Below are 22,035 nucleotides of genomic sequence, written 5' to 3' on the forward strand. Positions count from 1 at the left end.
TTAAATGCATATCTATAGAGCGGGTGCCGTGCGGTAAGTGGCGGGGCTGAATACCCGGGTCACCACCAGCATCGCGACCGCCGTCACCGTCAGCACCACCCAGGCGCTGACAAAACTGCCGGTGAGTTCACGCAGCCAGCCGGTCAGCCACGGCGAAATCGCATTGATCAAAAAGCCCACGCCCTGCACGAACGCCGCCAGTTGCCCGGCCTGGCGCGGGTCGCGGTGGTGGTCGAGGGTCAATAACAGGCTTAGGGCAAAACACGCGCCCAGGCCGAAGCCACACAGCGCCACCCACAGATGAGGAAACTGCAACGGCGCGATCAACAGGCCGAGGTAGCCAATGGTCTGGGCCAGCAGGCTGATCCACAGCAGTGGCCGCCGATCGATCCCGCGTTGTGCCAGCACCGGCATCAACAGCGCGGCGATGACCTGAAAGATCGTCATGAAGGCCAGCAATGAACCACTGGGCAACACGCCCCAACCCAGTTGCTGATAGTAGGCCGGCAGCCACGCCACCATGCTCATGTAGCCGCAATTGACCAGGCCGAAGTACAGCGCCAGCAGCCACGCACGGCGATTGCGCAGGCCCTTGAAGGCGGGGATGACATTCGCGCTTTTTGCCGCACCCAGGGGCAACCAGGCCCACAACAACAGTGCGGCCAATGCCGGCAGCAACCACACACCGAGCCCGGCTTCCCACCGCTGAAAATGCGTGGCCACCACTGGGCTGAGCAGCGCCGCCAGCCCACCACCGGCCATCAGCGAGGCTGAGTAAACCCCCATCGCCACCGGCACGCGGTGATGAAATTCGCGCTTGATCATCGCCGGCACCAACGCCTGGATCAAGGCGACACCGGCCCCACCGAGCAGTGCGGTCACCAGCAGTGTCGAGCCCTGGCCCATCAGCCAGCGGGCCAGGCACGCCAGCAGGATCATCATCAAGCCCAGGGCAATGCCACGCCGCTCACCGAGTTGCGCTTCAACACGCACGCCCACCAGTGCCACCAGGCCCATGCACACCACGGGCAGGCTGGTGAGCAAGGCACTGCTCTGGAAACTCAAGCCGGTGGCCAGGCGAATCTCGCCGAGCAACGGGCTGATGGAGCTGAGGATCGGCCGCAGATTGAGGCCGAGGACCACCAACAGGCCCCAGCCGGCGAGGGATTTATTCAGGGGCATGCAGGTTTTTCCAGTGCTGGTACAGCGTAGTCATGGCCGCATCAGGCAGATGCCGGATCGGCAGGCGCTGCTCACTCACTGGCAGGCCCACCTGCTGCCCGATCGCCGCCGTGGACAGGCCAAAGGGCTCGGCCATTTCGTTGCTGGCTGCAAACACCACCCGTTCCACACCGCACAGGTACATGGCACTCAGGCACATAGGGCAGGGTTGGCCGCTGGCGTAGATGACGCAACCGTCCAGGCGCGCGCCGAGTTGCTGGCTGGCAGCGCGGATCGCCAACAATTCGGCGTGAGCGGTAGGGTCCTGGGTCAGATGGATTTCATTCACCGCTTCAACCAGCACTTCGCCGTCGCGCGTCAACACCGCGCCAAACGGTCTGCCACCTTGGGTGACGTTGGTCTGGGCAAGTTGGATCGCGCGTTGCAGGTGCTGGTGATCGTCGGTCATGGAGATCCCTCCGGGCATGATTGGAGGGTGAAGTATGGTGAGTCGTCAGGGTATTCTGAAATTAAATATAACCATGCCAAGCAGTGGCAAATGGAATGGTAAACGCCCATGTTCGATCCCGTGTTGTTGCGCAGTTTTGTCGCCGTGGTGGATTGCGGCAACTTCACCCGCGCCGCCGAGCGCCTGCACTTGACTCAGTCCACGGTCAGCCAGCAGATCCGTCGCCTGGAAGAGGCGGTGGCGTGTCAGTTGCTGGACCGTAATCAGCGCCGCGTGGTCGCTACTGCGGAAGGCGAGCGCTTGCTGGCCTATGCACGACGCATCCTCGCGTTGCATGAAGAAGCCGCCGACGTATTGATCAGCCAGCAAAGCGACGGGGTGCTGCGCCTTGGTGTGCCGGAGGACTTTGCGTCCGAACGGCTGATGCCGCTGCTGTCGGCGTTTGTGCTGGCTTTCCCTAGGGTGCGCCTGGAGGTCACCAGCGGTCTCGGTCCCGAGTTGCAGCGCCAGTACCGCAGCGGAGAGTTCGACGTCTTGCTGGTCAAGCAGATGGGCGACAGCGACGACTGCCTGGCCTCATGGCCGGAGCCCTTGTGCTGGGTTGATAGCCGCAGCACGCCGTCCCTGGGCCGCGCCCCGTTGCCGTTGGTGGCATTTCCCGTGGGCGGCCTGTACCGCAATGAAATGCTGCAGCACTTGGAAGTTGGCGGCTGGCGCTGGCGCATCGGGTATTCCAGTGCGAGCCTGGCGAGCGTGTGTGCGGCGGTGGCGGCGGGGTTGGGCATCAGTTTGTTGCCCCGTCGAGTCGTACAGCCAGGGCACAGCGTATTGGGTCCGGACAGCGGCTTGCCCAGGGTGGAAGGTGTGCGGCTGGCACTGTATGGCCGCAGTGGCTTGGGTGCGGCTGGGCAAAGCCTGCAACGCCAATTGCTTGATTTGTGTGCGAACAGCCCTGTCTGAGCGATGCCTTTTCTGAATATTTTTTATGCCTGAAAGGCATTCAAAAGCAACGCCTATGCGCCAGCCCGCGCAGGACGGGGCTTTGCCGTTTCTGCATGTTTCATTTATTCAATTTAGATCTATCTATAACTTTAAAGATTACTTTAAGAGATAAGCGTCTGGCCCCGATGATTCAGCCCTCGACGGCCTTCCATGCAGGCCTGTCGGTTTTTTGTGTCAAAAACCGTAGGGAGTGAATCAATGGGCAATGTCCAGACCGCCGCCAGTGCACACGAGGCGCCATGGCGCCAGGCACCGGGTGGTGAGTTGGTCGACCTTGGCCGGCCGCACCGCGCGCCGTTGGGGCAGCTGCGCACGCAGAAAACGCCGAAGCGTTTCTCCAGTCGCCGCGAAGGGATCCTGCTGGGTTTGCTGGTGTTGGCCCTGCACGGTGCGGTGATTTACTGGGTGAGCCAGAAGCCGACCCCGGTGCTGCCGATTGTGCCACCGGAAATTCCGCCGATGACCATCGAATTTTCCCAGCCGGCCCCCCCTGTGGTGGAACCGCCACCGCCCGTGCCGCCACCGCCACCGCCGCCTGTGGTCGAGCCACCGCCGCCGGTGGTGGATGAATTGGCTGCCAAACCGGCGCCGCCAAAACCGATTCCCAAACCCAAGCCCAAGCCGGTTCCAAAGCCTGAGCCCAAGCCCGCGCCGAAACCTGTCGAGCAGCCGCCTGCGCCACCGACACCGGCACCGCCTGCGCCTCCAGCACCACCGGCGCCGGCCCCGGTAACACCCGCTTCGGCCAACGCTGCGTACCTGAAGAACCCGGCACCGGAATACCCGTCACTGGCTCAACGACGCGGCTGGGAAGGCACGGTGTTGCTCAGGGTGCATGTCCTGGCCAGTGGCAAGCCGGGCGAAATCCAGGTCCAGAAAAGCAGCGGTCGCCAGCAACTCGACGACGCCGCGTTGTCAGCGGTGAAGCGTTGGAGCTTCGTACCGGCCAAGCAGGGCGATGTGGCCCAGGACGGCTGGGTCAGCGTACCGATCGATTTCAAGATTCACTAACTATTCGGCTGCGGTGTGTTGCACACGCCGCGACCTGCACAGAGGGAAAACATCATGGCATTAGCATCTCCACTTGAATCCATCGAAAGCGCGGTGATCTGGCTGCTGGTGGTCTTTTCGGTCGCCACCTGGGGCCTGGCCCTGCTCAAGGGCGTGCAGTTCGGTCGCCTCAAGGCGCAGGATCGCAAGTTCCACAAACAGTTCTGGGCGGCGTCGAGCCTCGACTCGGCTGCCGAGCTGGCCGAAACCCAGCCGGGCGCCGCTGCCCGCGTGGCCCAGGCCGGTTATGCCGCGATCCAGGTGGGCGAAACCCCGCACGCGGCGGACCTGAGCCAGGCGATTAACCACCAGGACCGCCTCGAACGCGCCCTGCGTCAGCAGATCGTGCGTGAGCGCCGCTCCCTGGAAACCGGCCTGGCCGTGGTCGCCAGTATCGGCAGCACCTCGCCGTTCATCGGTCTGTTCGGCACCGTGTGGGGCATCATGGAAGCCCTCAAGGGCATCAGCGCCGCCGGTTCCGCCAGCCTTGAAACCGTGGCCGGCCCGATTGGCGCGGCATTGGTCGCCACCGGTGTGGGTATCGCCGTCGCGGTGCCTGCGGTGCTGGTCTACAACTATTTCCTGCGTCGCCTGAAGCTGACGGCTGCGGACCTAGACGACTTTGCCCACGACTTCTACAGCCTGGCGCAGAAAAATTCCTTCCGTGTGCTGCTGCACCCGACCCTGAACAAAACCACTGCCAGTAACCCGCAAAAAGTGAAGGAGGCGTCCTGAGATGGCCTTTTCCACGCAAGACAGCGATGAGGTACTGAGCGAGATCAACGTCACGCCGCTGGTGGACGTGATGCTGGTGCTGCTGGTGGTGTTTATCGTCACTGCGCCGCTTTTGACCAACGCAATCCCGATCAACCTGCCCAAGACTGAGGCGGTCGCGCCGGTGGAGCAGAAAGACCCGCTGGTGGTGAGCATCGACGGCGCCGGCAAACTGTTTATCAACAAGGACGAAATCCAGCCGGACCTGCTGGAGTTCAACCTGCAGGCGGCCAAGGCCAAGGACCCCGATGTGCGGGTGCAACTGCAGGCTGACGATGGCGTGAACTACGGCGAAGTGGCGCGAGCCATGGCGTCTATCGAACGCGCAGGGATTACCAAGCTGTCGGTGATTACCGCTCGTTAAGTTACACAAGCCTCGACAATTTTTTGGCCGTCTCCTTGGCAGGGTGCGGCCTTTTTTTTGTGTAAAACCCATATGCATTTTTGGTTATTAATAAATAGCTTCTTATTCCTTAACGAATATAACACCCGTCCCTATACTGTTCAGCAACGTTAAACGCTGCAGGAGGGCACACCCATGCACAGCGAGTCGATTCGTTATCTGATCGTGCCGGGCTGGCAAGGATCGCCAGAAGATCATTGGCAAAGTCACTGGCAGAACAGCCTGCCCAATAGCGCCCGCGTGGAGCAGGCCGACTGGCTGACCCCGCGTCGCGAAGACTGGGTCGCCGCGCTGGCCGAGGCCATTGCGGCCGACAGCACGCCAGTGATCCTGATCGCCCATAGCCTGGGCTGCATCACCGTGGCGCACTGGGCGGCCACTGCGCCGGTGCAGTTTCTGCGTCAGGTACGCGGCGCCTTGCTGGTGGCGCCGGCCGATGTCGAGCGTCCTGCTTGCTCTCCGGCATTGCGTAATTTCGCGCCGATCCCGACCGATCTGTTGCCGTTTCCCAGTCAGGTGGTCAGTTCCGATAACGACAGTGCCGTCAGCGCACCAAGGGCCCTGGAATTGGCGCGTAACTGGGGTGCCGAAGCGGGCATTCTCTCCGGTGCTGGCCATATCAATGTCAAGTCCGGCCACCAACGCTGGGAGCAGGGATTTGCTTACCTGTACCGCCTGCAAAGTCGCCTTGAGCATCATGCCCGGCGCACTGCCTGAACATTTTTCAACGCCCCGTCCCTTAAGTGGATTTGGGGCGGGAGCCTGCCATGAGTCTGCATGAAACCTACGGTCAGCCATTGCTGACCTTTCCCGACGCGGAAAAAAGCCCGCTGAGCATCCGCGCCAAGGCGCTGGTGTTTGTCGATCCCCGTTCGCGCCAATTGCGCGAAGACCTCGAGAGCCTCGCGCCGCGCGCCTTGCCCGTATTGATTCGTGGCGAAACCGGTAGTGGTAAAGAGTTGCTGGCGCGGCATATCCACCGTGGCAGCGACCGTACCGGCTTGTTTGTCTCGGTCAATTGCGGTGCGATCAGCCCGACCTACGCCGATGCTGAATTGTTCGGCTACGCCGCCGGTAGCCACAGTGGTGCAGCCAGCAGCCGGGCCGGTTGGTTCGGTTCGGCGAATGGGGGCACCTTGTATCTGGATGAGATTGGCGATTTGCCGTTGCCGATCCAGGTAAAACTGTTGGCCGCGCTGGAAAACCACGAAGTCACCCGTGTCGGTGCCCATCAGCCGAGCCCGGTGGATGTGCGCCTGGTCGCCGCCACCAGCATCGACCTGGCTCAGGCCGTGGCGGCCGGCAAGTTCCATGAGCGCCTGTTCCACTATCTGAGCGAAGGTCGGTTGGATTTGCCGGCGCTGCGCGAGCGGGTCGGTGACATCTTGTCCCTGGCCGAATACTTCCTGGGCATCTACAGTCAGCGCCTGGACCTGCCGGTGCCGCTGATCAGCGATGCCGCGCAGCGTGTGCTGGAACACCACAGCTGGCCGGGCAATACCCGTGAGCTGGAAAACGTCATTCACTTCGCGTTGCTGGTGAGCAGCGGCGACGAGATCCTGCCCGAGCATTTGAACCTGCCGGTCGCAGGTTCGCCGTTGGAACAGGTGCAGCGCATTTTCCAGAGTGCCAGCCCCGCCGAGCAGGAAACGCTGCGTAAATTCCTACATGAACAAAATGGAATATCAACGTGAATAAAAGATATTGTTCGGGAATAAAAAATCTAGGTATTGTCCCCTCCACGCCGCGATAGCACTTCGCTGGCACACCTCATAAAAAACGGTCGTCAGAGACGCCCCGGAATTTCGATAAGGACACTGCATGAAAAAGGTTCTGTTGTTTACCGCACTGGCGGCTGCCCTGACTGCAAGCTTCGCCCAGGCCAACGAGAAACTGGTGGTGGCCGCCACCCCGATCCCGCACGCCGAGATCCTCGAACTGGTCAAGCCTACCCTCGCCAAAGAAGGCGTGGACCTGGAAATCAAAGTCTTCACCGACTACGTACAGCCCAACGTACAGGTTGCCGAGAAACGCCTGGACGCCAACTACTTCCAGACCCTGCCGTACCTGGAAAACTTCAACAAGGGCAAGGGTACCAACCTGGTGACTGTGGTCGGCGTGCACGTTGAACCCTTCGGCGGCTACTCGAAAAAGATCAAGAACATTTCTGAGCTCAAAGATGGCGCCACCGTGGCCATCCCGAACGAAGGCTCCAACAGCGGCCGTGCCCTGTTGCTGCTGCAGAAAGCTGGCGTGATCACCCTGAAAGACCCGACCAACGCCCTGGCCACGCCAAAAGACATCAAGGACAACCCCAAGCACCTGAAATTCAAAGAGCTGGAATCGGCCCTGCTGCCACGCGTGCTGGACCAGGTTGACCTGGACCTGATCAACACCAACTACGCCCTAGAAGCTGGCCTGAACCCAGCCAAGGACGCGCTGATCATCGAAGACGCCAAGTCGCCATACGTGAACTTCTTGGTGGCTCGTCCGGACAACAAGGACAGCGATGCTATCCAGAAACTGTCCAAGGCCCTGACCAGCCCGGAAGTCAAAGCGTTCATCGAAAAGAAGTACAACGGCGCGGTAGTGCCTGCGTTCTGATGTAACCCAAACCCCCTTCAAGGTTTGAACGCCGACGGCTGTTACAGCGTCGGCGTTTTTTTATGCTCGGCATTGGAATGCGGTTAAAACTGTGGGAGCTGGCTTGCCTGCGATGGCGGTTTGTCAGCTAATGGCGTGCTGGCTGATCCACCGCTATCGCAGGCAAGCCAGCTCCCACCTTTGTCGGCGGTGTATTTTAGAGAGCGCGGCTGTTGATAGCCCGCCGCAGCGCCACCAACCATTTCACCAGCTCCTGCGGATCAATCGGTTTCACTTCCTGCATGGTTCGATCCCTCGAATCTCAGACCCTCCAACCATAGCTGTCACCCGTCAAACCCGCGAATCCGGGGGTTATCTTTTTGGGTGATATCAATATGCTATTTAGGTATTTAAATTTTCTTTTTTATACCTTTAAAGTTCGCGCTACCCGGCGTTACCCATGCCGGATCGGATTGCGCTCGCTGCATTACCCTTGCGGCGTCATGGACTGGAAATGACCTTCGATTTCGCTTTTATCCTCAGCACGCTCCCGGCGTTTCTGAAAGCCGTGGGCGTGACGCTGCAAGTCGGCCTGTTCGCCATTGCCACCTCGTTACTGGTGGCGCTGATCAACGCGGCGCTGCTGGTGTTTCGCATGCCGTACCTGTCGCGCCTGGTGGCGCTCTATGTGGAGCTGGCGCGCAACACGCCGCTGTTGATCCAGCTGTTCTTCGTGTACTTCGCGCTGCCGGCCCTGGGTTTCAATATCTCCGGGTTCTGGGCGGCGATCATCACCATGACTTTCCTCGGCGGCGCCTACCTCACCGAAGTGTTGCGTGCGGGCGTGGAGGCCGTGCCGCTGGCGCAGATCGAGTCGGGCAAGTCCATCGGCCTGTCCGACTGGCAACTGCTGCGCCATGTGATCCTGCCTCAGGCCGGTATCCTCAGCCTGCCGGCGTTGTTCGCCAATTTCATCTTCCTGCTCAAGGAGACCACCGTGGTTTCCGCCGTGGCGGTGCCGGAGATTCTCTACACCACCAAGAGCTACATCGCCCTCTACTACAAGACCTACGAAATGCTCGCCGTGCTGACGTTGATCTGCGTGTTGCTGTTCTTGCCGCTGTCGCTGTTGCTCAGCCGCCTGGAAAGGAGGCTCCAGCATGGCCAGTTCGGGTCTTGAGTTGCTGTGGGTGTCGTTGCCGCAACTGGGCAAGGGCGCTGCGCAAACCCTGTCGATCTCGTTCTTGAGCATCGCGTTCAGCACCATCGGCGGCGTGTTGTATGGCGTGCTGCGCACGTTGAACAAACGGTTGATCAACGCGGTGCTGCGGGTGTACCTGGAGCTGTTCCGCGCGATCCCGGTGTTGGTGTGGTTGTACCTGCTGTTTTTCGGGCTGCCGATTTTCTTCGGCCTGAGCATTCCGAGTTTCTGGTGTGCAGTGCTGGTGCTGTCACTGTGGGGCGCCAGCGAGGTGGGCGAAGTGGTGCGCGGTGCCTTGCATTCGCTGCCACGCGGGCAACGTGAAGCGGGGTTGTCGATTGGTCTCTCGGACCCGCAGCTCTATGGCTACGTGCTGCTGCCCCAAGCCCTGAAACGCATGACGCCGCCGACCATCAACGTCTACACACGCATCATCAAGACCAGCTCCCTGGCGGTGCTGATCGGCGTGGTGGACGTGATCAAGGTCGGCCAGCAAATCATCGAACGCACCTATGAGTCTGTATTGATCTACGGCGTGCTGTTCCTGTTTTTCTTCTTTATCTGCTACCCGTTGTCGGCCGCCTCCAAGGTGCTGGAACGGCGCTGGGCCCAAGCATGAGTGCATTGATCGAGTTCCAGGGTTTCAACAAATTCTTCGGCGAGGCGCAGGTGCTCAAGGGCATCGACCTGAGCGTGCAAAGCGGCGAAGTGCTAGTGATCCTTGGCCCCAGCGGCTGCGGCAAAAGCACCTTGCTGCGTTGCCTCAACGGCCTGGAAGTGGCGCATAGCGGCAGCCTGCGGTTTGCCGGCAAAGAACTTTTGGACAAACACACCGACTGGCGCCAGGTGCGTCAGGACATCGGCATGGTGTTCCAGAGCTACCACCTGTTCCCGCACATGAGCGTGCTCGACAACATTCTGCTCGGCCCACTGAAAGTGCAAAAGCGCGACCCGCGCGAAGCCCGCGAACAGGCCGAGAAACTGTTGGAACGCGTGGGCTTGGCCGACAAGCGCGACGCCTTCCCGCGCCAGCTGTCCGGTGGCCAACAGCAACGCATCGCTATCGTCCGCTCGTTGTGCATGGACCCTCAGGTCATGCTGTTTGACGAAGTCACCGCAGCCCTCGACCCGGAAATGGTCAAGGAAGTGCTGGAAGTGATCCAGGGCCTGGCCCGCGATGGCATGACCTTGCTGATCGTTACCCACGAAATGGCTTTCGCCCGCGCCGTCGCCGACCGCGTGGTGTTCATGGAGGCCGGTCGCATCCTCGAACAAAACACCCCCGAGGCATTCTTTACGAACCCGCAAACCGCACGAGCGCAGCAGTTCCTGGAGAAGTTCTCCTTTGTTTCAACACTGCCCAAGAAAACCAAGGAACTGGAGCTGATATGAAAAAGTTACTGCTGCCACTGTTTGCCGTCGCTCTGCTGGCCGGCTGCGATAAAAAGGCCGAAGAGCCTGTAAAACCTGCCGCTGTCAGTTACATCGATAAGATCAAGGCCCGTGACAAACTGATCGTCGGTGTCTTCACCGACAAACCGCCGTTTGGTTTTGTGAACGAAGCTGGCCGTTACGTAGGCTTCGATACCGACATCGGTCGCCAATTCGCCAAAGACCTGCTGGGCGATGAAAACAAGGTCGAGTTCGTTGCCGTCGAGCCGGCCAGCCGTATTCCGTTCCTGCAAAGCGATAAGGTCGACCTGATCCTCGCCAACATGACCGTGACCCCGGAACGCAAGGAAGCAGTCGACTTCACCAACCCCAACCTGAAAGTCGCGGTGCAGGCCCTGGTACCAAACGACAGCGCGGTAAAAAGCCTGGATGACCTGGCCACCCGCACCACCATCGTCACCACCGGCACCACCGCCGATATCTGGCTGACCAAGAACCACCCGGACTGGAAACTGCTCAAGTTCGAGAAAAACTCCGAGTCGTTGCAGGCGTTGTCTGCCGGCCGTGGTGATGCCTATGCCCAGGACAACCTTGTGCTGTTCAGCTGGGCCAAGCAGAACCCGGGCTACCGTGTGCTGGAAGAAACGCTGGGTGATGAAGCGCCGATTGCACCCGCGGTGAAGAAGGGCAACATCGAACTGCGCGACTGGGTGAACACCGAGTTGGCGAAGTTGGGCGAGGAGAAGTTTCTGCTCAAGCTGTACGACCAATATGTGCGTAAAGAACTGAGCGATGACACCAAGCCGGAAAGTGTGATTGTTGAAGGCGGGAAGTGGCAGGGCTGATTCAGCTATCGCCGGCAAGCCGGCTCCTAAAGGTCACCGTAGTCCTTGTAGGAGCCGGCTTGCCGGCGATGAGGCCCTCCCAGTCACCGGCTATTGCGGCCAATGCCACGCCGGCGCGTCCAGAATCCCTTGCCCAACTATCCGCGTCTCCCCCAACACCTTCTCCAACACAATCGAATTGCACCCCTCATCCTGCTGCAACGCCGCAATCAAGCGGCTGGCATGGGACACCACCCACACCTGGCACTGTTGGGATGCCTGGATGATCAAGCGCGCCAACGCAGGTAGCAGGTCCGGGTGCAGGCTGGTCTCCGGTTCGTTCAGTACCATCATGGTCGGTGGGCGAGGTGTGAGCAGCGCCGCGATCAGCAGTAAATAACGCAAAGTCCCGTCCGACAGCTCCGCCGCCGACAATGGCCGCAGCAAACCTTCCTGATAAAACTCAATCGCAAAGCGCCCGCCCTGCAAGGGCTCGATATTCAGGCGTGCGCCGGGGAAAGCGTCGCTGACTGCGCGCTGCAATGCCTCGGGATCGCCGATTTCACGAATGGTCTGTAACGCCGCCGCCAGGTCGCGCCCGTCGTGATGTAGCACTGGCGTGCGTGTGCCCAGTTGAGGTTGGCGCACCGGCGCGTCGACATCGCTGCGAAAGTGATCATAAAAGCGCCAGCCACGGATGCTTTCGCGCAGCAGCAACACCTCCGGCGAACCGCGCAGGCTGCCAACCTGATCAAACAGGCTGTGGTAGTTCGGCGTGTGCTGGGCGAGCACATCCCAGGCGCGGCCCTCACGCGCCCGCACCATCGGCCCGGAACGCTGCACCAGCAGGCTGGCCGGGCGGTAGATAGGGCCGGCCCAGATGCATTCCTTCTTCACTTCCGGGTCCAGCGAGAAATAGGACAGCGTTTTTTCCGGCAGCCCCAGGGAAATGGCGTAGCTGAAATCTTCCCCGGCAAAGCCCAGGCGCAAGCGTTTGACGTCCTGACGCACGATGGGCTCGACCGGCACCTCACCGCTGCGCATGCGCCGGCTGATGGTCTCCGGCCCGGCCCAGAAGGTCGAATCCAGCCCACCCTCACGGGCCAGCGCATTTATCACTCCGCCCTGGGCGGTTTCCGCCAGCAGGCGCAGGGCGCGGTACAAGTTGGACTTGCCGCTGCCATTGGGGCCGGTGACCAGGTTGAGTCGGTCCAGGGGCACTACCAATTTATTGATCGAGCGGTAATTGGCCACCGCGAGGGTCTTGAGCATGGGCATTCAGTCGGCGTGGGAACCATTGGAGTATGGGAGCCTCCATGCAGATAAGGAACCCTGAACTAAGCTCACAGTCGCATACACACTGGCACGTCGGCATCACGCACAAGGAGCCTGCATGGGCGGTCGCATTTGCACCTGTATTTTCGGAATTGGCCTACTCGCGCTGCTGAGCGGCTGTGGCGAGGAAAAGGCTGAGCCCAAGCAGCACTCGCGGGTATTCGTGCAGACCGTGCAGCCGGCGGATTTTGCCGCAGCAGTCACGTTGACCGGCGATATCCAGGCCCGTGTGCAAACCGATCTGTCCTTCCGTGTGGGCGGCAAGATCATCCAGCGCATGGTGGACGTGGGTGATCGCGTCAGCGCCAAGCAAGTGCTGGCCAAGCTCGATCCCAAAGACTTGCAGACCAACGTCGATTCCGCCCAGGCCCAGGTTGTGGCCGAGCAAGCGCGGGTCAAACAGACGGCCGCCGCCTTCGTGCGCCAGGAAAAGCTCCTGCCCAAGGGCTACACCAGCCGCAGCGAATACGATTCCGCCCAGGCCGCGTTGCGCAGCAGCCAAAGTGCCCTGGCCGCCGCCCAGGCCCAACTGGCCAACGCCCGCGAACAGCTCGGCTATACCGCGCTGATCGCTGAAGCGCCGGGAGTGATTACCGCGCGCCAGGCAGAAGTCGGCCAGGTAGTGCAGGCCACCGTGCCGATCTTCAGCCTGGCGCGCGATGGCGAGCGCGATGCGGTGTTCAACGTCTATGAGTCGCTGCTGGTGGAGCCGCCGCCGGAGGCGCCGATCACCGTCAGCCTCTTGGATAACCCGAGCATCAAGGCCGTGGGCAAGGTGCGTGAAGTCACGCCTGCCGTGGCGGCCAACACGGGTACCGTGCAGGTGAAGATCGCTCTGCAAGCGCTGCCCAAGGGCATGGAGTTGGGTTCTGTAGTGAGCGCTACCGCCAACGGCCCGGCCAAGGCCAGTATTGAATTGCCTTGGGCCGCGCTCACCAAGGACCTCAGCGAACCTGCCGTATGGCTGATCGACAGCGACGGCAAGGCGCAATTGCACAAAGTCACCGTGGCGCGCTACCTCACCGGCAAAGTCATCATTGGCGATGGCCTAAAGGGCGGCGAAAAAGTCGTGGTGGCTGGCGGGCAATTGCTGCACCCCGGCATGATCGTCGAGATCGCCCAGCAAGGAGCCCAGCCATGAAGCGCCTGATGGTGTTACTCGCCGCCAGCCTGTTGCTGGTGGCTTGTTCGAAGGAAGAGCCAACACCCGAACCGGTGCGCCCCGTGCTGTCCATGGAAGTGAAAGCCGAGGACCAGGAAAACCTCGGCCGTTTCGCCGGCACCATCCAGGCCCGTTATGAAAGCAACCTGGGTTTCCGTGTGCCAGGCCGCATTGCCCGCCGCGCCGTGGATGTGGGCGCCGAGGTGGAGAAGGGCGCCTTGCTCGCCGTCCTCGACCCTACCGATCAACAGAACCAGTTGCGCGCAGCCCAGGGCGACCTGGCCCGCGTCCAGGCGCAATTTATCAACGCCCAGGCCAACGCCCGGCGCCAGCAGGAACTGTTCAACCGGGGCGTCGGCGCCCAGGCCCAATTGGATATTGCCCAGACCGACCTGAAAACCACCCAGGCCTCTCTCGACCAGGCGCAAGCGTCCGTCAACCAAGCCAAGGACCAACTCAACTACGCCGAACTGCGCACCGACCACGCCGGCATCGTCACGGCCTGGAATGCCGAGGCCGGCCAGGTAGTCAGCGCCGGCCAGCAAGTAGTGACCCTGGCCCGCCCGTACATCAAGGAAGCGGTGATCGACCTGCCCGCCGGCCTGGCCGAGCGCCTGCCCCATGACGTGGTGTTCCTGGTCGCCGGGCAATTGGACCCCAGCGTCAACACCACCGCCATCGTGCGCGAGATCGAACCCCAGGCCCAGAGTGCCACACGCACCCGTCGTGCGCGCCTGACCTTGGCCGAAACACCGCCCGCGTTCCGCCTTGGCACGGCGATCAGCGTGACCTTGAGCACCGCCATCGCGCCGCGCATCGAATTGCCCCTGAGTGCCTTGCAGGAGGTCGACGGCAAGACCCGCATCTGGCTGCTCGACACCCAAAGCCAGACCGTGCAACCGCGCGACATCACGGTGATCAGCCGTGACGCCAGCAGCGCCTTGCTCAACGGCGGCGTCAAACCCGGCGAGCGTATTGTCACCGCCGGCGTGAACAGCCTGAAGCCTGGGCAAAAAGTCAAAATCGACGAGGACAGCCCGCGATGAAAGGGAGCTTCAACTTATCCGACTGGGCCCTCAAGCATCAGTCCTTCGTCTGGTACCTGATGTTCGTCGCGCTGTTGATGGGCGTGTTCTCGTACATGAACCTGGGTCGCGAGGAAGACCCTTCGTTCACCATCAAGACCATGGTGATCCAGACCCGCTGGCCGGGTGCGACCCAGGAAGAAACCCTCAAGCAGGTCACCGACCGCATCGAGAAAAAACTCGAAGAGCTCGACTCCCTCGACTACGTGAAAAGCTACACCCGGCCGGGCGAGTCCACGGTGTTCGTGTTCCTCAAGGACACCACCAGTGCCAAGGCCATCCCCGAGATCTGGTACCAGGTCCGCAAGAAAATCGACGACATTCGCGGCACCTTCCCTCAGGGTTTGCAGGGGCCGTCGTTCAACGATGAGTTCGGTGACGTGTTCGGCTCGGTGTACGCCTTTACCGGCGACGGCCTGTCGATGCGTCAGTTGCGTGACTATGTGGAGCAGGTGCGCGCCGAGATCCGTTCGGTACCGGGGCTGGGCAAGGTCGAGATGATCGGCCAACAGGACGAAGTGATTTACCTGAACTTCTCCACGCGCAAACTGGCGGCCCTGGGGATTGACCAGCGCCAGGTCGTGCAGAGCCTGCAATCGCAGAACGCGGTGACGCCGGCCGGTGTGATCGAGGCCGGGCCGGAGCGCATTTCGGTGCGCACGTCGGGGCAGTTCGCCTCGGAAAAGGACCTGGCCAACGTCAACCTGCGGCTCAACGACCGCTTCTATCGCCTGGCGGACATTGCCGACATTAGTCGAGGCTATGTCGACCCGGCGCGGCCGATGTTCCGCTTCAACGGCAAGCCGGCAATCGGCCTGGCGATTGCCATGCAGAAGGGCGGCAATATCCAGTCGTTCGGCAAGGCCCTGCACACGCGAATGGACGAACTGACCGCCGACCTGCCGGTGGGCGTCGGCGTGCATAAGGTGTCCGACCAGGCGGAGGTGGTGGAGGAGGCCGTCGGCGGCTTTACCAGTGCGCTGTTCGAAGCGGTGATCATCGTGCTGGTGGTGAGCTTTATCAGCCTCGGCATGCGCGCCGGGCTGGTGGTGGCGTGCTCGATTCCGCTGGTGCTGGCGCTGGTGTTTGTGTTCATGGAATACAGCGGCATCACCATGCAGCGGGTGTCGCTGGGCGCGTTGATCATCGCCCTCGGCCTGTTGGTGGATGACGCGATGATCACCGTCGAGATGATGATCACGCGTCTGGAAAAAGGCGAAACCAAGGAGCAGGCGGCGACCTACGCCTACACCTCCACGGCGTTCCCGATGCTCACCGGTACCCTGGTGACGGTCGCCGGTTTTGTGCCGATCGGTCTCAATGCCAGCTCGGCGGGCGAGTACACCTTCACCCTGTTCGCGGTGATTGCCGTGGCGATGCTGGTGTCGTGGGTGGTGGCGGTGCTGTTTGCGCCGGTGATCGGCGTGCATATCCTCAGTGCCAATGTGAAGCCTCACGATGCTGAGCCGGGGCGGATTGGCCGGGCGTTCAATGGCGGCATGCTGTGGGCCATGCGTAACCGTTGGTGGGCGATTGGCATCACCGTGGCGCTGTTTGTGGGGTCGGTGTTTTCCATGCAGTTCGTGCAGAACCAATTCTTCCCGTCATCGGACCGCCCGGAAATCTTGGTTGACCTGAACCTGCCGCAAAACGCCTCGATCAACGAGACGCGCAAGGCCGTCGACCGCCTGGAAGCGATCATCAAGGACGACCCGGACATTGCACGCTGGAGCACCTACATTGGCCAGGGCGCGATCCGGTTCTACCTGCCCCTCGACCAGCAACTGGAAAACCCCTACTACGCGCAGTTGGTCATCGTGAGCAAGGGCCTGGAAGAGCGCGGCGAATTGATCGCGCGCCTGCAAAAGCGCCTGCGCGATGACTTCGTCGGCATTGGCAGCTTTGTGCAGCCGCTGGAAATGGGTCCGCCGGTAGGTAGGCCGATTCAGTATCGCGTGTCGGGCAAAGACACCGATCAAGTGCGCAAACACGCCATCGAATTGGCGACCTTGCTGGACAAGAACACCCACCTGGGCGAGATCATCTACGACTGGAACGAGCCGGGCAAAGTGCTGCGTATCGACATCGCCCAGGACAAGGCGCGGCAACTGGGGCTGTCGTCGGAAGACGTGGCGCAGTTGATGAACAGCGTGGTCAGCGGTGCCTCGGTGACTCAGGTACACGACGATATCTACCTGATCAACGTGGTCGGCCGTGCCGAAGATGCCGAGCGCGGTACGCCGGAAACCTTGCAGAACCTGCAGATCGTCACGCCTAACGGCACCTCGATTCCGCTGCTGGCGTTCGCCACGGTGCGCTATGAGCTGGAGCAGCCTTTGGTGTGGCGTCGCGACCGTAAACCGACGATCAGCATCAAGGCGTCGGTGCGTGATGAGATGCAGCCGACGGACCTGGTGAAACAGCTCAAACCGGAGATTGACAAATTCAGCGCCGGCTTGCCGGTGGGCTACAAAGTCGCCACCGGTGGCACCGTGGAAGAAAGCGGCAAGGCCCAGGGCCCGATTGCCAGCGTGGTGCCATTGATGCTGTTCCTCATGGCGACCTTCCTGATGATCCAGCTGCACAGCGTGCAGAAGATGTTCCTGGTGGCGAGTGTCGCGCCGCTCGGTTTGATTGGCGTGGTGTTGGCGCTTATCCCCACCGGCACGCCCATGGGCTTTGTGGCGATTCTGGGGATCCTGGCGCTGATCGGCATCATCATCCGTAACTCGGTGATTCTGGTGACGCAAATTCATGAGTACGAAGTGGCGGGCTATACGCCGTGGGATGCGGTGGTGGAAGCCACCGAGCATCGACGCCGGCCGATCCTGCTGACGGCGGCAGCGGCGAGCCTGGGCATGATCCCCATCGCCCGTGAGGTGTTCTGGGGGCCGATGGCCTACGCGATGATTGGCGGGATCATCATTGCGACGTTGTTAACACTTTTGTTTTTGCCTGCGCTGTATGTGGCTTGGTACAAGATCCGCGAGCCCAAACACGAACAGAGCTGAACATGCCCCACTTCCTGCGCCACGGTTTGTTGATCTGCACCCTGTTGCTGTCGCCCGTGGCTTTGGCCGGTACCGTTCTGGAAAACGCGCTGTGGCGGGTCGAACTCGACCCGGCCACCCTTGCGATCCGCGTGACCCCCGGCGGGCAACCGACAATACAAGCTTCCAGCGGCGTAGCGGCGCGTGCTGTCAGTCAGCTTGCACACAGCGACCAACAGGCCGATTGGCAGTGGGATGACGGTGCCTTTCGTGTGAGCGCTACCCTTGAGCAGCGCGACCTGGCGCTGTCCATCCGTGCGCGTGAGCCGGGTGAAATCCCCATTCTTCAACAACCGGCCAGTGCCTTGGGCAAAGGCTTTATGTGGCCTTTGGCCGAAGGGCATTACGTACCCGCCGATAACGCCGTATGGAAAACGTTTCTGCTGGAGCAAGGCGACCTCAATACGACCCAGGATCTCAGCCTGCCGCTTTGGGGTGTCGACCATGGCACGTTTACCCTCAACTGGTTGCTGACCAACCCCTACAACAATCGCCTGCGCTGGCAACAGGACCGGGCGCTGTCCCTGGCCCATGAATTCACCTCGCTCGACCCTGGGGCGCCGATGACCTTGCGGTTGCATCTGGGCGATGGCGATCCTTTGGCCGGCGCCAAGCGCTATCGCCAGTGGCTGGTGGAGCAGGGGCGGTACGAGCCTTTGGCGGACAAGCTGCGCCAGACGCCCGAGGCGCAGAAGTTGCTGGGCGCCAGTCATATCTACCTCTGGGGCAATGACCTGCTGGCATTGGAGGATGTGCTTGACTGGCCGCTGCTGCTCAAGCGCTTGCGTGGGCATGAACTCAAAGGCTTGCTGGATAAGGAGTCTGCCAAGGTACTGGCGCAGGCCTCGGCGTTGAACCGCTATGAGCAGACGGTGCTGCTGCGAGGTCTGAACGCAGCGATCAACAAGAAGGCCCGGCAGAGTTGGCAGATAGCAGAGCCCGATATGGCACGGCTCGCTGCGCGCTATGGCGAATTGCGCAGCGAGTTGGCCGTGGACTTTGCCGGTGCCCTCAGTGAAAACCCGTCAGCCTGGGGCAACCCGGTGATTCAATCGCTGAGCAACGCCGGCTTGCCCCGTGTATTGCTGACCCTTGGCGAAGGCTGGGAAGGCGGCCTGTGGCACCCCGAGGCGATTCGTGCCGGTGTCGATGCGGGTTTCCTGATGGCGCCCTACGACTCTTATGAAACTGCGTTATCTGCCACGGAAAACCCCGATTGGACCACCGCCCACCTTGGCAGTAATGCCTACCGCAACTGCGCGATTGTGTTGAAGGGCGGCAAGGTCAAGACCGGTTTTCAACAGTCCGGGCACTACACCGACCCGCGCTGTGTGCGGTCGTTGCTGGAGGCGCGGGTGCAGGCCGTCCAAGCCAAGGCCGGCTTCAACGCCTGGTTCCTGGATGCCTACGCCACCAGCATGGTGTTTGACAGCTACCGCGACAGTGCGCCGATGACCCAGGCGCAAAACGCCGAGGGCAACATCGACGCCTCCCGCTGGATCAATACCGCGCTCAAGTTGCCCACAGGTTCTGAAGACGGCAACGCCATCACGGCACAGGGCATTCTGTTTGCTCATGGCATGCAGACGCCGGTGATCGGTTGGGGTGATCCAGCGATGACCAAGGACAAGCAGTCACCCTATTACGTCGGTAACTGGTTCCCGCCGGAGCAGCCGGCGGTGTTCTTCAAGCCGGTGCCGCTGAAAGAACCGTTTCGCACGCTGTACTTTGAGCCGAGCATGCGCTTGCCGCTGTATCAGACGGTGTTCCATGGCTCGGTGATCACGACCCATCACTGGTTGTTCGATAGCCTGAAACTGAGCAATGTGCAGGTAGAAAACGAGCTGACCCAACTGCTCTACAATGTACCGCCGCTGTATCACTTGAGTGCTGCGACCCTGAAGCAGCGACTGCCACTGATCCAACGCCAGGATGCCTTTTTCCGCCCACTGCATCAGCGTTTGGCCACGCAGGAACTGACCGGGTTTCGTTGGCTGACAGCGGATCGGTTGGTGCAGGAAACCACGTTTGCCGATGGAACACGGTTGGTGGCGAATTTTTCCAGTGAGAAAAAAGCAGGGTATGCCGCTCGGAGTGTGACGGCGCTACTGAAGGGTGAAAAAGCCGAGGTATATCAGGTGAAATAACCTGTGGCGAGGGAGCACGCTCCCTCGCCACAAAAAGCGGTCAGGGTTTGCGCCAGACGCTGGCTAGCCAAGGCTGCTGGTCACGAGGCAGCCCGGCGGGGCGGTAGTAGTGTTCCAATTCGACAAAACCTGCGGCGGTGAGCAACGTTTGCCACGCCTCCAGGTCGTGATAAGACCCATACCGCGGCCCATTCCAGCCTTCCTGATTCTCGCCCCGAGGATTGGAGCTGAACAACACACCGCCTGCCTTCAGTGCCCCGTGCAACTGTTTGAGCACACGCGGCAATTCCTGCTTGGGAATATGAAACAGCACCGCATTGGCAAACACCCCGTCGAAGCGCTCGACAGGCAAGTCCAACTTCAGGAAATCCTGCTGCAACACCTCGCAACCACTGTCTTCCCGTGCCATCTGCGCAAACCGCTCCGAGCCGTCCAACCCCACGGCGATATGCCCCATGCGCGTAAACGTCTGCAAATCCCGCCCCGGCCCACAGCCAAAATCCAGCACGGTAAACGGCCCTGTGCCCTGGATATGTCGCAACAGCGCGTCGATGTTCTGGCTCACATCGTGATCGCGGGTGCCTTCACGGAAGTTCTCGGCCACCTTGTTGTAGTGGCCGAGGGTGGTGGAGGTGATCTGGTCGAGGTCGTCGGGGGCGAGTTTCATAGCGAGACACTTGGGCGGTTAATCGGTGACTATATCCCATGTTTCGCTAACAGGCTTGGGGCGGTGAGTGGCTCACATATCTATATCGTATATACCTCCAGATCGTATTTCATTACCGAAGACACGAAGGTAATAACTGAGCTGTATTGGGTCGCTAATGTGCTGGCCTAGCTGGAGGATCTGCCCCTCGGAACGGGTGGGTTCAACCACGGAGGCATAAGTTTCTGCCAAATAAATACGAATAGTGGCGTTAAGCGGCGTTGCTACTGCATTGCCTACACCAGTTGCCATAAACATGAGTACAAGCGTCGCGCACCTGCCGAAGCTGAGGATGTTGAACATATTATTCGTCTTCCAGAGTCAGTTAATTATGGCCTCACCGCGCATGTGCGCAAATACAGCATTGACTGCACACCCATCACAGCAGTGGCGCTACCACCGCATCCAGGTTCTGTGCACTATCAACATTCGTCCCTGCGGCATAACTCCCGCTCTGCGAGAGCGCGTTCAGTTTGTTTTTCTTGCCGCCACCGATTGAGGCAAGGCAACTGATAGTCGCGGGATTATTACTCGTCGCCGGCGCCCAGATACACCCAGTGCTGTATTGATTACTGTCAGTGCTATTGAGCGCCACGGTGCTGTTGTCAGCGACGCTGAACGCTTGCGCCCAAACCGCCCCGGTGGGGGGGACAATCAGTTGAATGCCTAACACCCCAGCACTGGGGAGCCACGTCAGATAGCTGGTTCTGCCCGTAGCATCCTGGCGAGCTACCAACGCAATTCCCACGTTGTTGATTGCCAGTCCGGCGTTCTTGGAGTTAACCGCGAGGGTCAGCGTCAGCGGTGCTGTATTAGGCGTGTTCCAGACAGTCGTCCGGGTCAGGTTGATGTCGGCCTGGGGGTACTCGCAATCACCCACCGCTTGCACCGAGTTATTGATGCCGCGGACAGTGCAGCGGTTGGCCCCACCCGCGATAGGTAGGGACGTGACGGCATAGCCGGAGGCATTCGCCTGGGCAATTTGGGCTGTGGTAATGCCGTTTGTGCCTGGGCAATTCAGGGCAATGCTGGGATAGCCGCTGGCCAGGGTGTTGTTCACGTCGGTGGGGATGCACTTATCGTTGTAGCCGAGCAGCCCAAGCAGAGACGAAAAAATTCGCACAGGCGTGCCACTGCCGGCTAACCACACGACAGTGGAGCGCTCTTCGTTACTGCTGATGCTCCACCCAATCATGTCTCCGCGCTGGTTGAACGCAGTGATAGTGGTTCGCACATCTGCGGCACGCAGCAATGTGCCCGGAAGCGGCGCGAGGGCAATCGGTGGGCTGCCTGGCGTCGCTGCGTTCCAGACCACTGCCGTGTAGACATTGTTGGCATTGCTGCAGGTACCCCCAATCCAGCCACCAGTGGAGACGACGCTGACGAAACAGGGTTGATGAGCAAGCAGTGGTGCCAGTGGCGTCTGCGAGTTGGGTGTGTTCACGTTTGCAACAAAGGGTACGTTGTTGGCGCTGGTACTGGCAGGAGAGCAATTGCCGACGGCGATACCGTTGTCGTTGACGCTAGCGGTTTCGCACTGCTCGCCTGCCGCATGGCCTAGGTTGACGTACGTGGCGGCGTTGGCGTTCAACCCAAATGCGCCCGCCAGCAGGAAGCCTATGAAGCTCTTCAGGAGCTTGTTCATTTTGAGCCCATCCTTGGAGAGAGATGGGCTGATTAGAGGCGAAAAG

General features: G+C 60.8%; 21 protein-coding genes. 15 read left to right on the forward strand and 6 right to left on the reverse strand.

All coding sequences use genetic code 11. From position 1 onward, the window contains the following. Positions 1-12 precede the first annotated feature (12 nt). The gene (locus U367_RS0100370) at positions 13-1,182 is read right to left on the reverse strand and encodes a CynX/NimT family MFS transporter (protein WP_028615266.1); all 1,170 of its coding nucleotides are present in this window, start codon (positions 1,180-1,182) and stop codon (positions 13-15) included. Further along, complete coding sequence (locus U367_RS0100375) at positions 1,169-1,630, reverse strand: nucleoside deaminase (protein WP_028615267.1); 462 nt, start codon at positions 1,628-1,630, stop codon at positions 1,169-1,171. Before U367_RS0100375 ends, U367_RS0100370 begins: the two co-directional genes overlap by 14 nt. Positions 1,631-1,738: 108 nt before the next feature. Here U367_RS0100375 and U367_RS0100380 point away from each other — a divergent pair, with 108 nt between their 5' ends. The 11 genes from U367_RS0100380 (at position 1,739) to U367_RS0100435 (ending at position 10,880) form a co-directional block, all read left to right on the forward strand. Beyond that, complete coding sequence (locus U367_RS0100380) at positions 1,739-2,590, forward strand: LysR family transcriptional regulator (protein WP_028615268.1); 852 nt, start codon at positions 1,739-1,741, stop codon at positions 2,588-2,590. Positions 2,591-2,830: 240 nt separating this feature from the next. Continuing rightward, complete coding sequence (locus tag U367_RS0100385; RefSeq protein WP_028615269.1) at positions 2,831-3,643, forward strand: energy transducer TonB; 813 nt, start codon at positions 2,831-2,833, stop codon at positions 3,641-3,643. Between the two features lie 51 nt (positions 3,644-3,694). Next, entirely contained in the window at positions 3,695-4,417 is a 723-nt protein-coding gene (locus U367_RS0100390; protein WP_099491561.1) for a MotA/TolQ/ExbB proton channel family protein, read from the forward strand. Between the two features lies 1 nt (position 4,418). Next, the gene (locus tag U367_RS0100395; protein WP_010565408.1) at positions 4,419-4,820 is read left to right on the forward strand and encodes an ExbD/TolR family protein; all 402 of its coding nucleotides are present in this window, start codon (positions 4,419-4,421) and stop codon (positions 4,818-4,820) included. A gap of 174 nt (positions 4,821-4,994) precedes the next feature. Continuing rightward, the gene (locus U367_RS0100400; RefSeq protein WP_016975008.1) at positions 4,995-5,576 is read left to right on the forward strand and encodes an alpha/beta hydrolase; all 582 of its coding nucleotides are present in this window, start codon (positions 4,995-4,997) and stop codon (positions 5,574-5,576) included. A 50-nt stretch (positions 5,577-5,626) separates the two neighbouring features. Then, positions 5,627-6,553, forward strand: a complete 927-nt coding sequence (locus U367_RS0100405) for a sigma 54-interacting transcriptional regulator (protein WP_028615271.1) — start codon at positions 5,627-5,629, stop codon at positions 6,551-6,553. A 127-nt stretch (positions 6,554-6,680) separates the two neighbouring features. Continuing rightward, complete coding sequence (locus U367_RS0100410; RefSeq protein WP_028615272.1) at positions 6,681-7,463, forward strand: MetQ/NlpA family ABC transporter substrate-binding protein; 783 nt, start codon at positions 6,681-6,683, stop codon at positions 7,461-7,463. A 493-nt stretch (positions 7,464-7,956) separates the two neighbouring features. Then, the gene (locus U367_RS0100420; RefSeq protein ID WP_028615273.1) at positions 7,957-8,622 is read left to right on the forward strand and encodes an amino acid ABC transporter permease; all 666 of its coding nucleotides are present in this window, start codon (positions 7,957-7,959) and stop codon (positions 8,620-8,622) included. Further along, the gene (locus tag U367_RS0100425; RefSeq protein WP_028615274.1) at positions 8,603-9,262 is read left to right on the forward strand and encodes an amino acid ABC transporter permease; all 660 of its coding nucleotides are present in this window, start codon (positions 8,603-8,605) and stop codon (positions 9,260-9,262) included. The genes U367_RS0100420 and U367_RS0100425 overlap by 20 nt, the downstream gene beginning before the upstream one ends. Then, positions 9,259-10,035 carry an amino acid ABC transporter ATP-binding protein gene (locus U367_RS0100430; RefSeq protein WP_028615275.1) on the forward strand — a complete coding sequence of 259 codons (777 nt, stop codon included), beginning with the start codon at positions 9,259-9,261 and terminating at the stop codon, positions 10,033-10,035. The genes U367_RS0100425 and U367_RS0100430 overlap by 4 nt, the downstream gene beginning before the upstream one ends. After that, on the forward strand, positions 10,032-10,880 hold the full coding sequence (locus U367_RS0100435; protein WP_028615276.1) for a transporter substrate-binding domain-containing protein: 849 nt from the start codon (positions 10,032-10,034) through the stop codon (positions 10,878-10,880). The genes U367_RS0100430 and U367_RS0100435 overlap by 4 nt, the downstream gene beginning before the upstream one ends. A gap of 90 nt (positions 10,881-10,970) precedes the next feature. Here the strand turns inward: U367_RS0100435 and U367_RS0100440 are convergent, their stop codons facing one another. Continuing rightward, positions 10,971-12,131 (reverse strand): AAA family ATPase, encoded by a 1,161-nt coding sequence (locus U367_RS0100440; RefSeq protein ID WP_028615277.1) that lies wholly within the window; start codon positions 12,129-12,131, stop codon positions 10,971-10,973. A 121-nt stretch (positions 12,132-12,252) separates the two neighbouring features. Between U367_RS0100440 and U367_RS0100445 the strand changes: the two genes are divergently transcribed. Genes U367_RS0100445 through U367_RS0100460 form a run of 4 tightly spaced genes read left to right on the forward strand, consistent with a single transcriptional unit; the run spans position 12,253 to position 19,638 of the window. Continuing rightward, positions 12,253-13,335, forward strand: coding sequence for an efflux RND transporter periplasmic adaptor subunit (locus U367_RS0100445; protein WP_028615278.1), 1,083 nt, complete (start codon positions 12,253-12,255; stop codon positions 13,333-13,335). Next, a complete protein-coding gene (locus U367_RS0100450; RefSeq protein ID WP_028615279.1) occupies positions 13,332-14,402 on the forward strand; it encodes an efflux RND transporter periplasmic adaptor subunit in 1,071 nt (356 codons plus the stop codon). Before U367_RS0100445 ends, U367_RS0100450 begins: the two co-directional genes overlap by 4 nt. Then, positions 14,399-17,452, forward strand: coding sequence for an efflux RND transporter permease subunit (locus tag U367_RS0100455; RefSeq protein WP_028615280.1), 3,054 nt, complete (start codon positions 14,399-14,401; stop codon positions 17,450-17,452). Before U367_RS0100450 ends, U367_RS0100455 begins: the two co-directional genes overlap by 4 nt. 2 nt (positions 17,453-17,454) lie before the next feature. Beyond that, a complete protein-coding gene (locus U367_RS0100460) occupies positions 17,455-19,638 on the forward strand; it encodes a glycoside hydrolase (protein WP_032864030.1) in 2,184 nt (727 codons plus the stop codon). Positions 19,639-19,678: 40 nt separating this feature from the next. Here U367_RS0100460 and U367_RS0100465 read toward each other — a convergent pair whose 3' ends face one another. From U367_RS0100465 to U367_RS0100475, 3 genes are all read right to left on the reverse strand, one after another. After that, positions 19,679-20,305: a class I SAM-dependent methyltransferase gene (locus tag U367_RS0100465; protein ID WP_028615282.1), complete on the reverse strand. Its 627-nt coding sequence runs from the start codon at positions 20,303-20,305 to the stop codon at positions 19,679-19,681. 72 nt (positions 20,306-20,377) lie between these two features. Then, the gene (locus U367_RS0100470; RefSeq protein ID WP_028615283.1) at positions 20,378-20,647 is read right to left on the reverse strand and encodes a hypothetical protein; all 270 of its coding nucleotides are present in this window, start codon (positions 20,645-20,647) and stop codon (positions 20,378-20,380) included. A 76-nt stretch (positions 20,648-20,723) separates the two neighbouring features. Beyond that, positions 20,724-21,989 (reverse strand): hypothetical protein, encoded by a 1,266-nt coding sequence (locus tag U367_RS0100475; RefSeq protein WP_028615284.1) that lies wholly within the window; start codon positions 21,987-21,989, stop codon positions 20,724-20,726. Positions 21,990-22,035 lie beyond the last annotated feature (46 nt).

Source organism: Pseudomonas canadensis (assembly GCF_000503215.1).
Lineage (GTDB): Bacteria > Pseudomonadota > Gammaproteobacteria > Pseudomonadales > Pseudomonadaceae > Aquipseudomonas > Aquipseudomonas canadensis.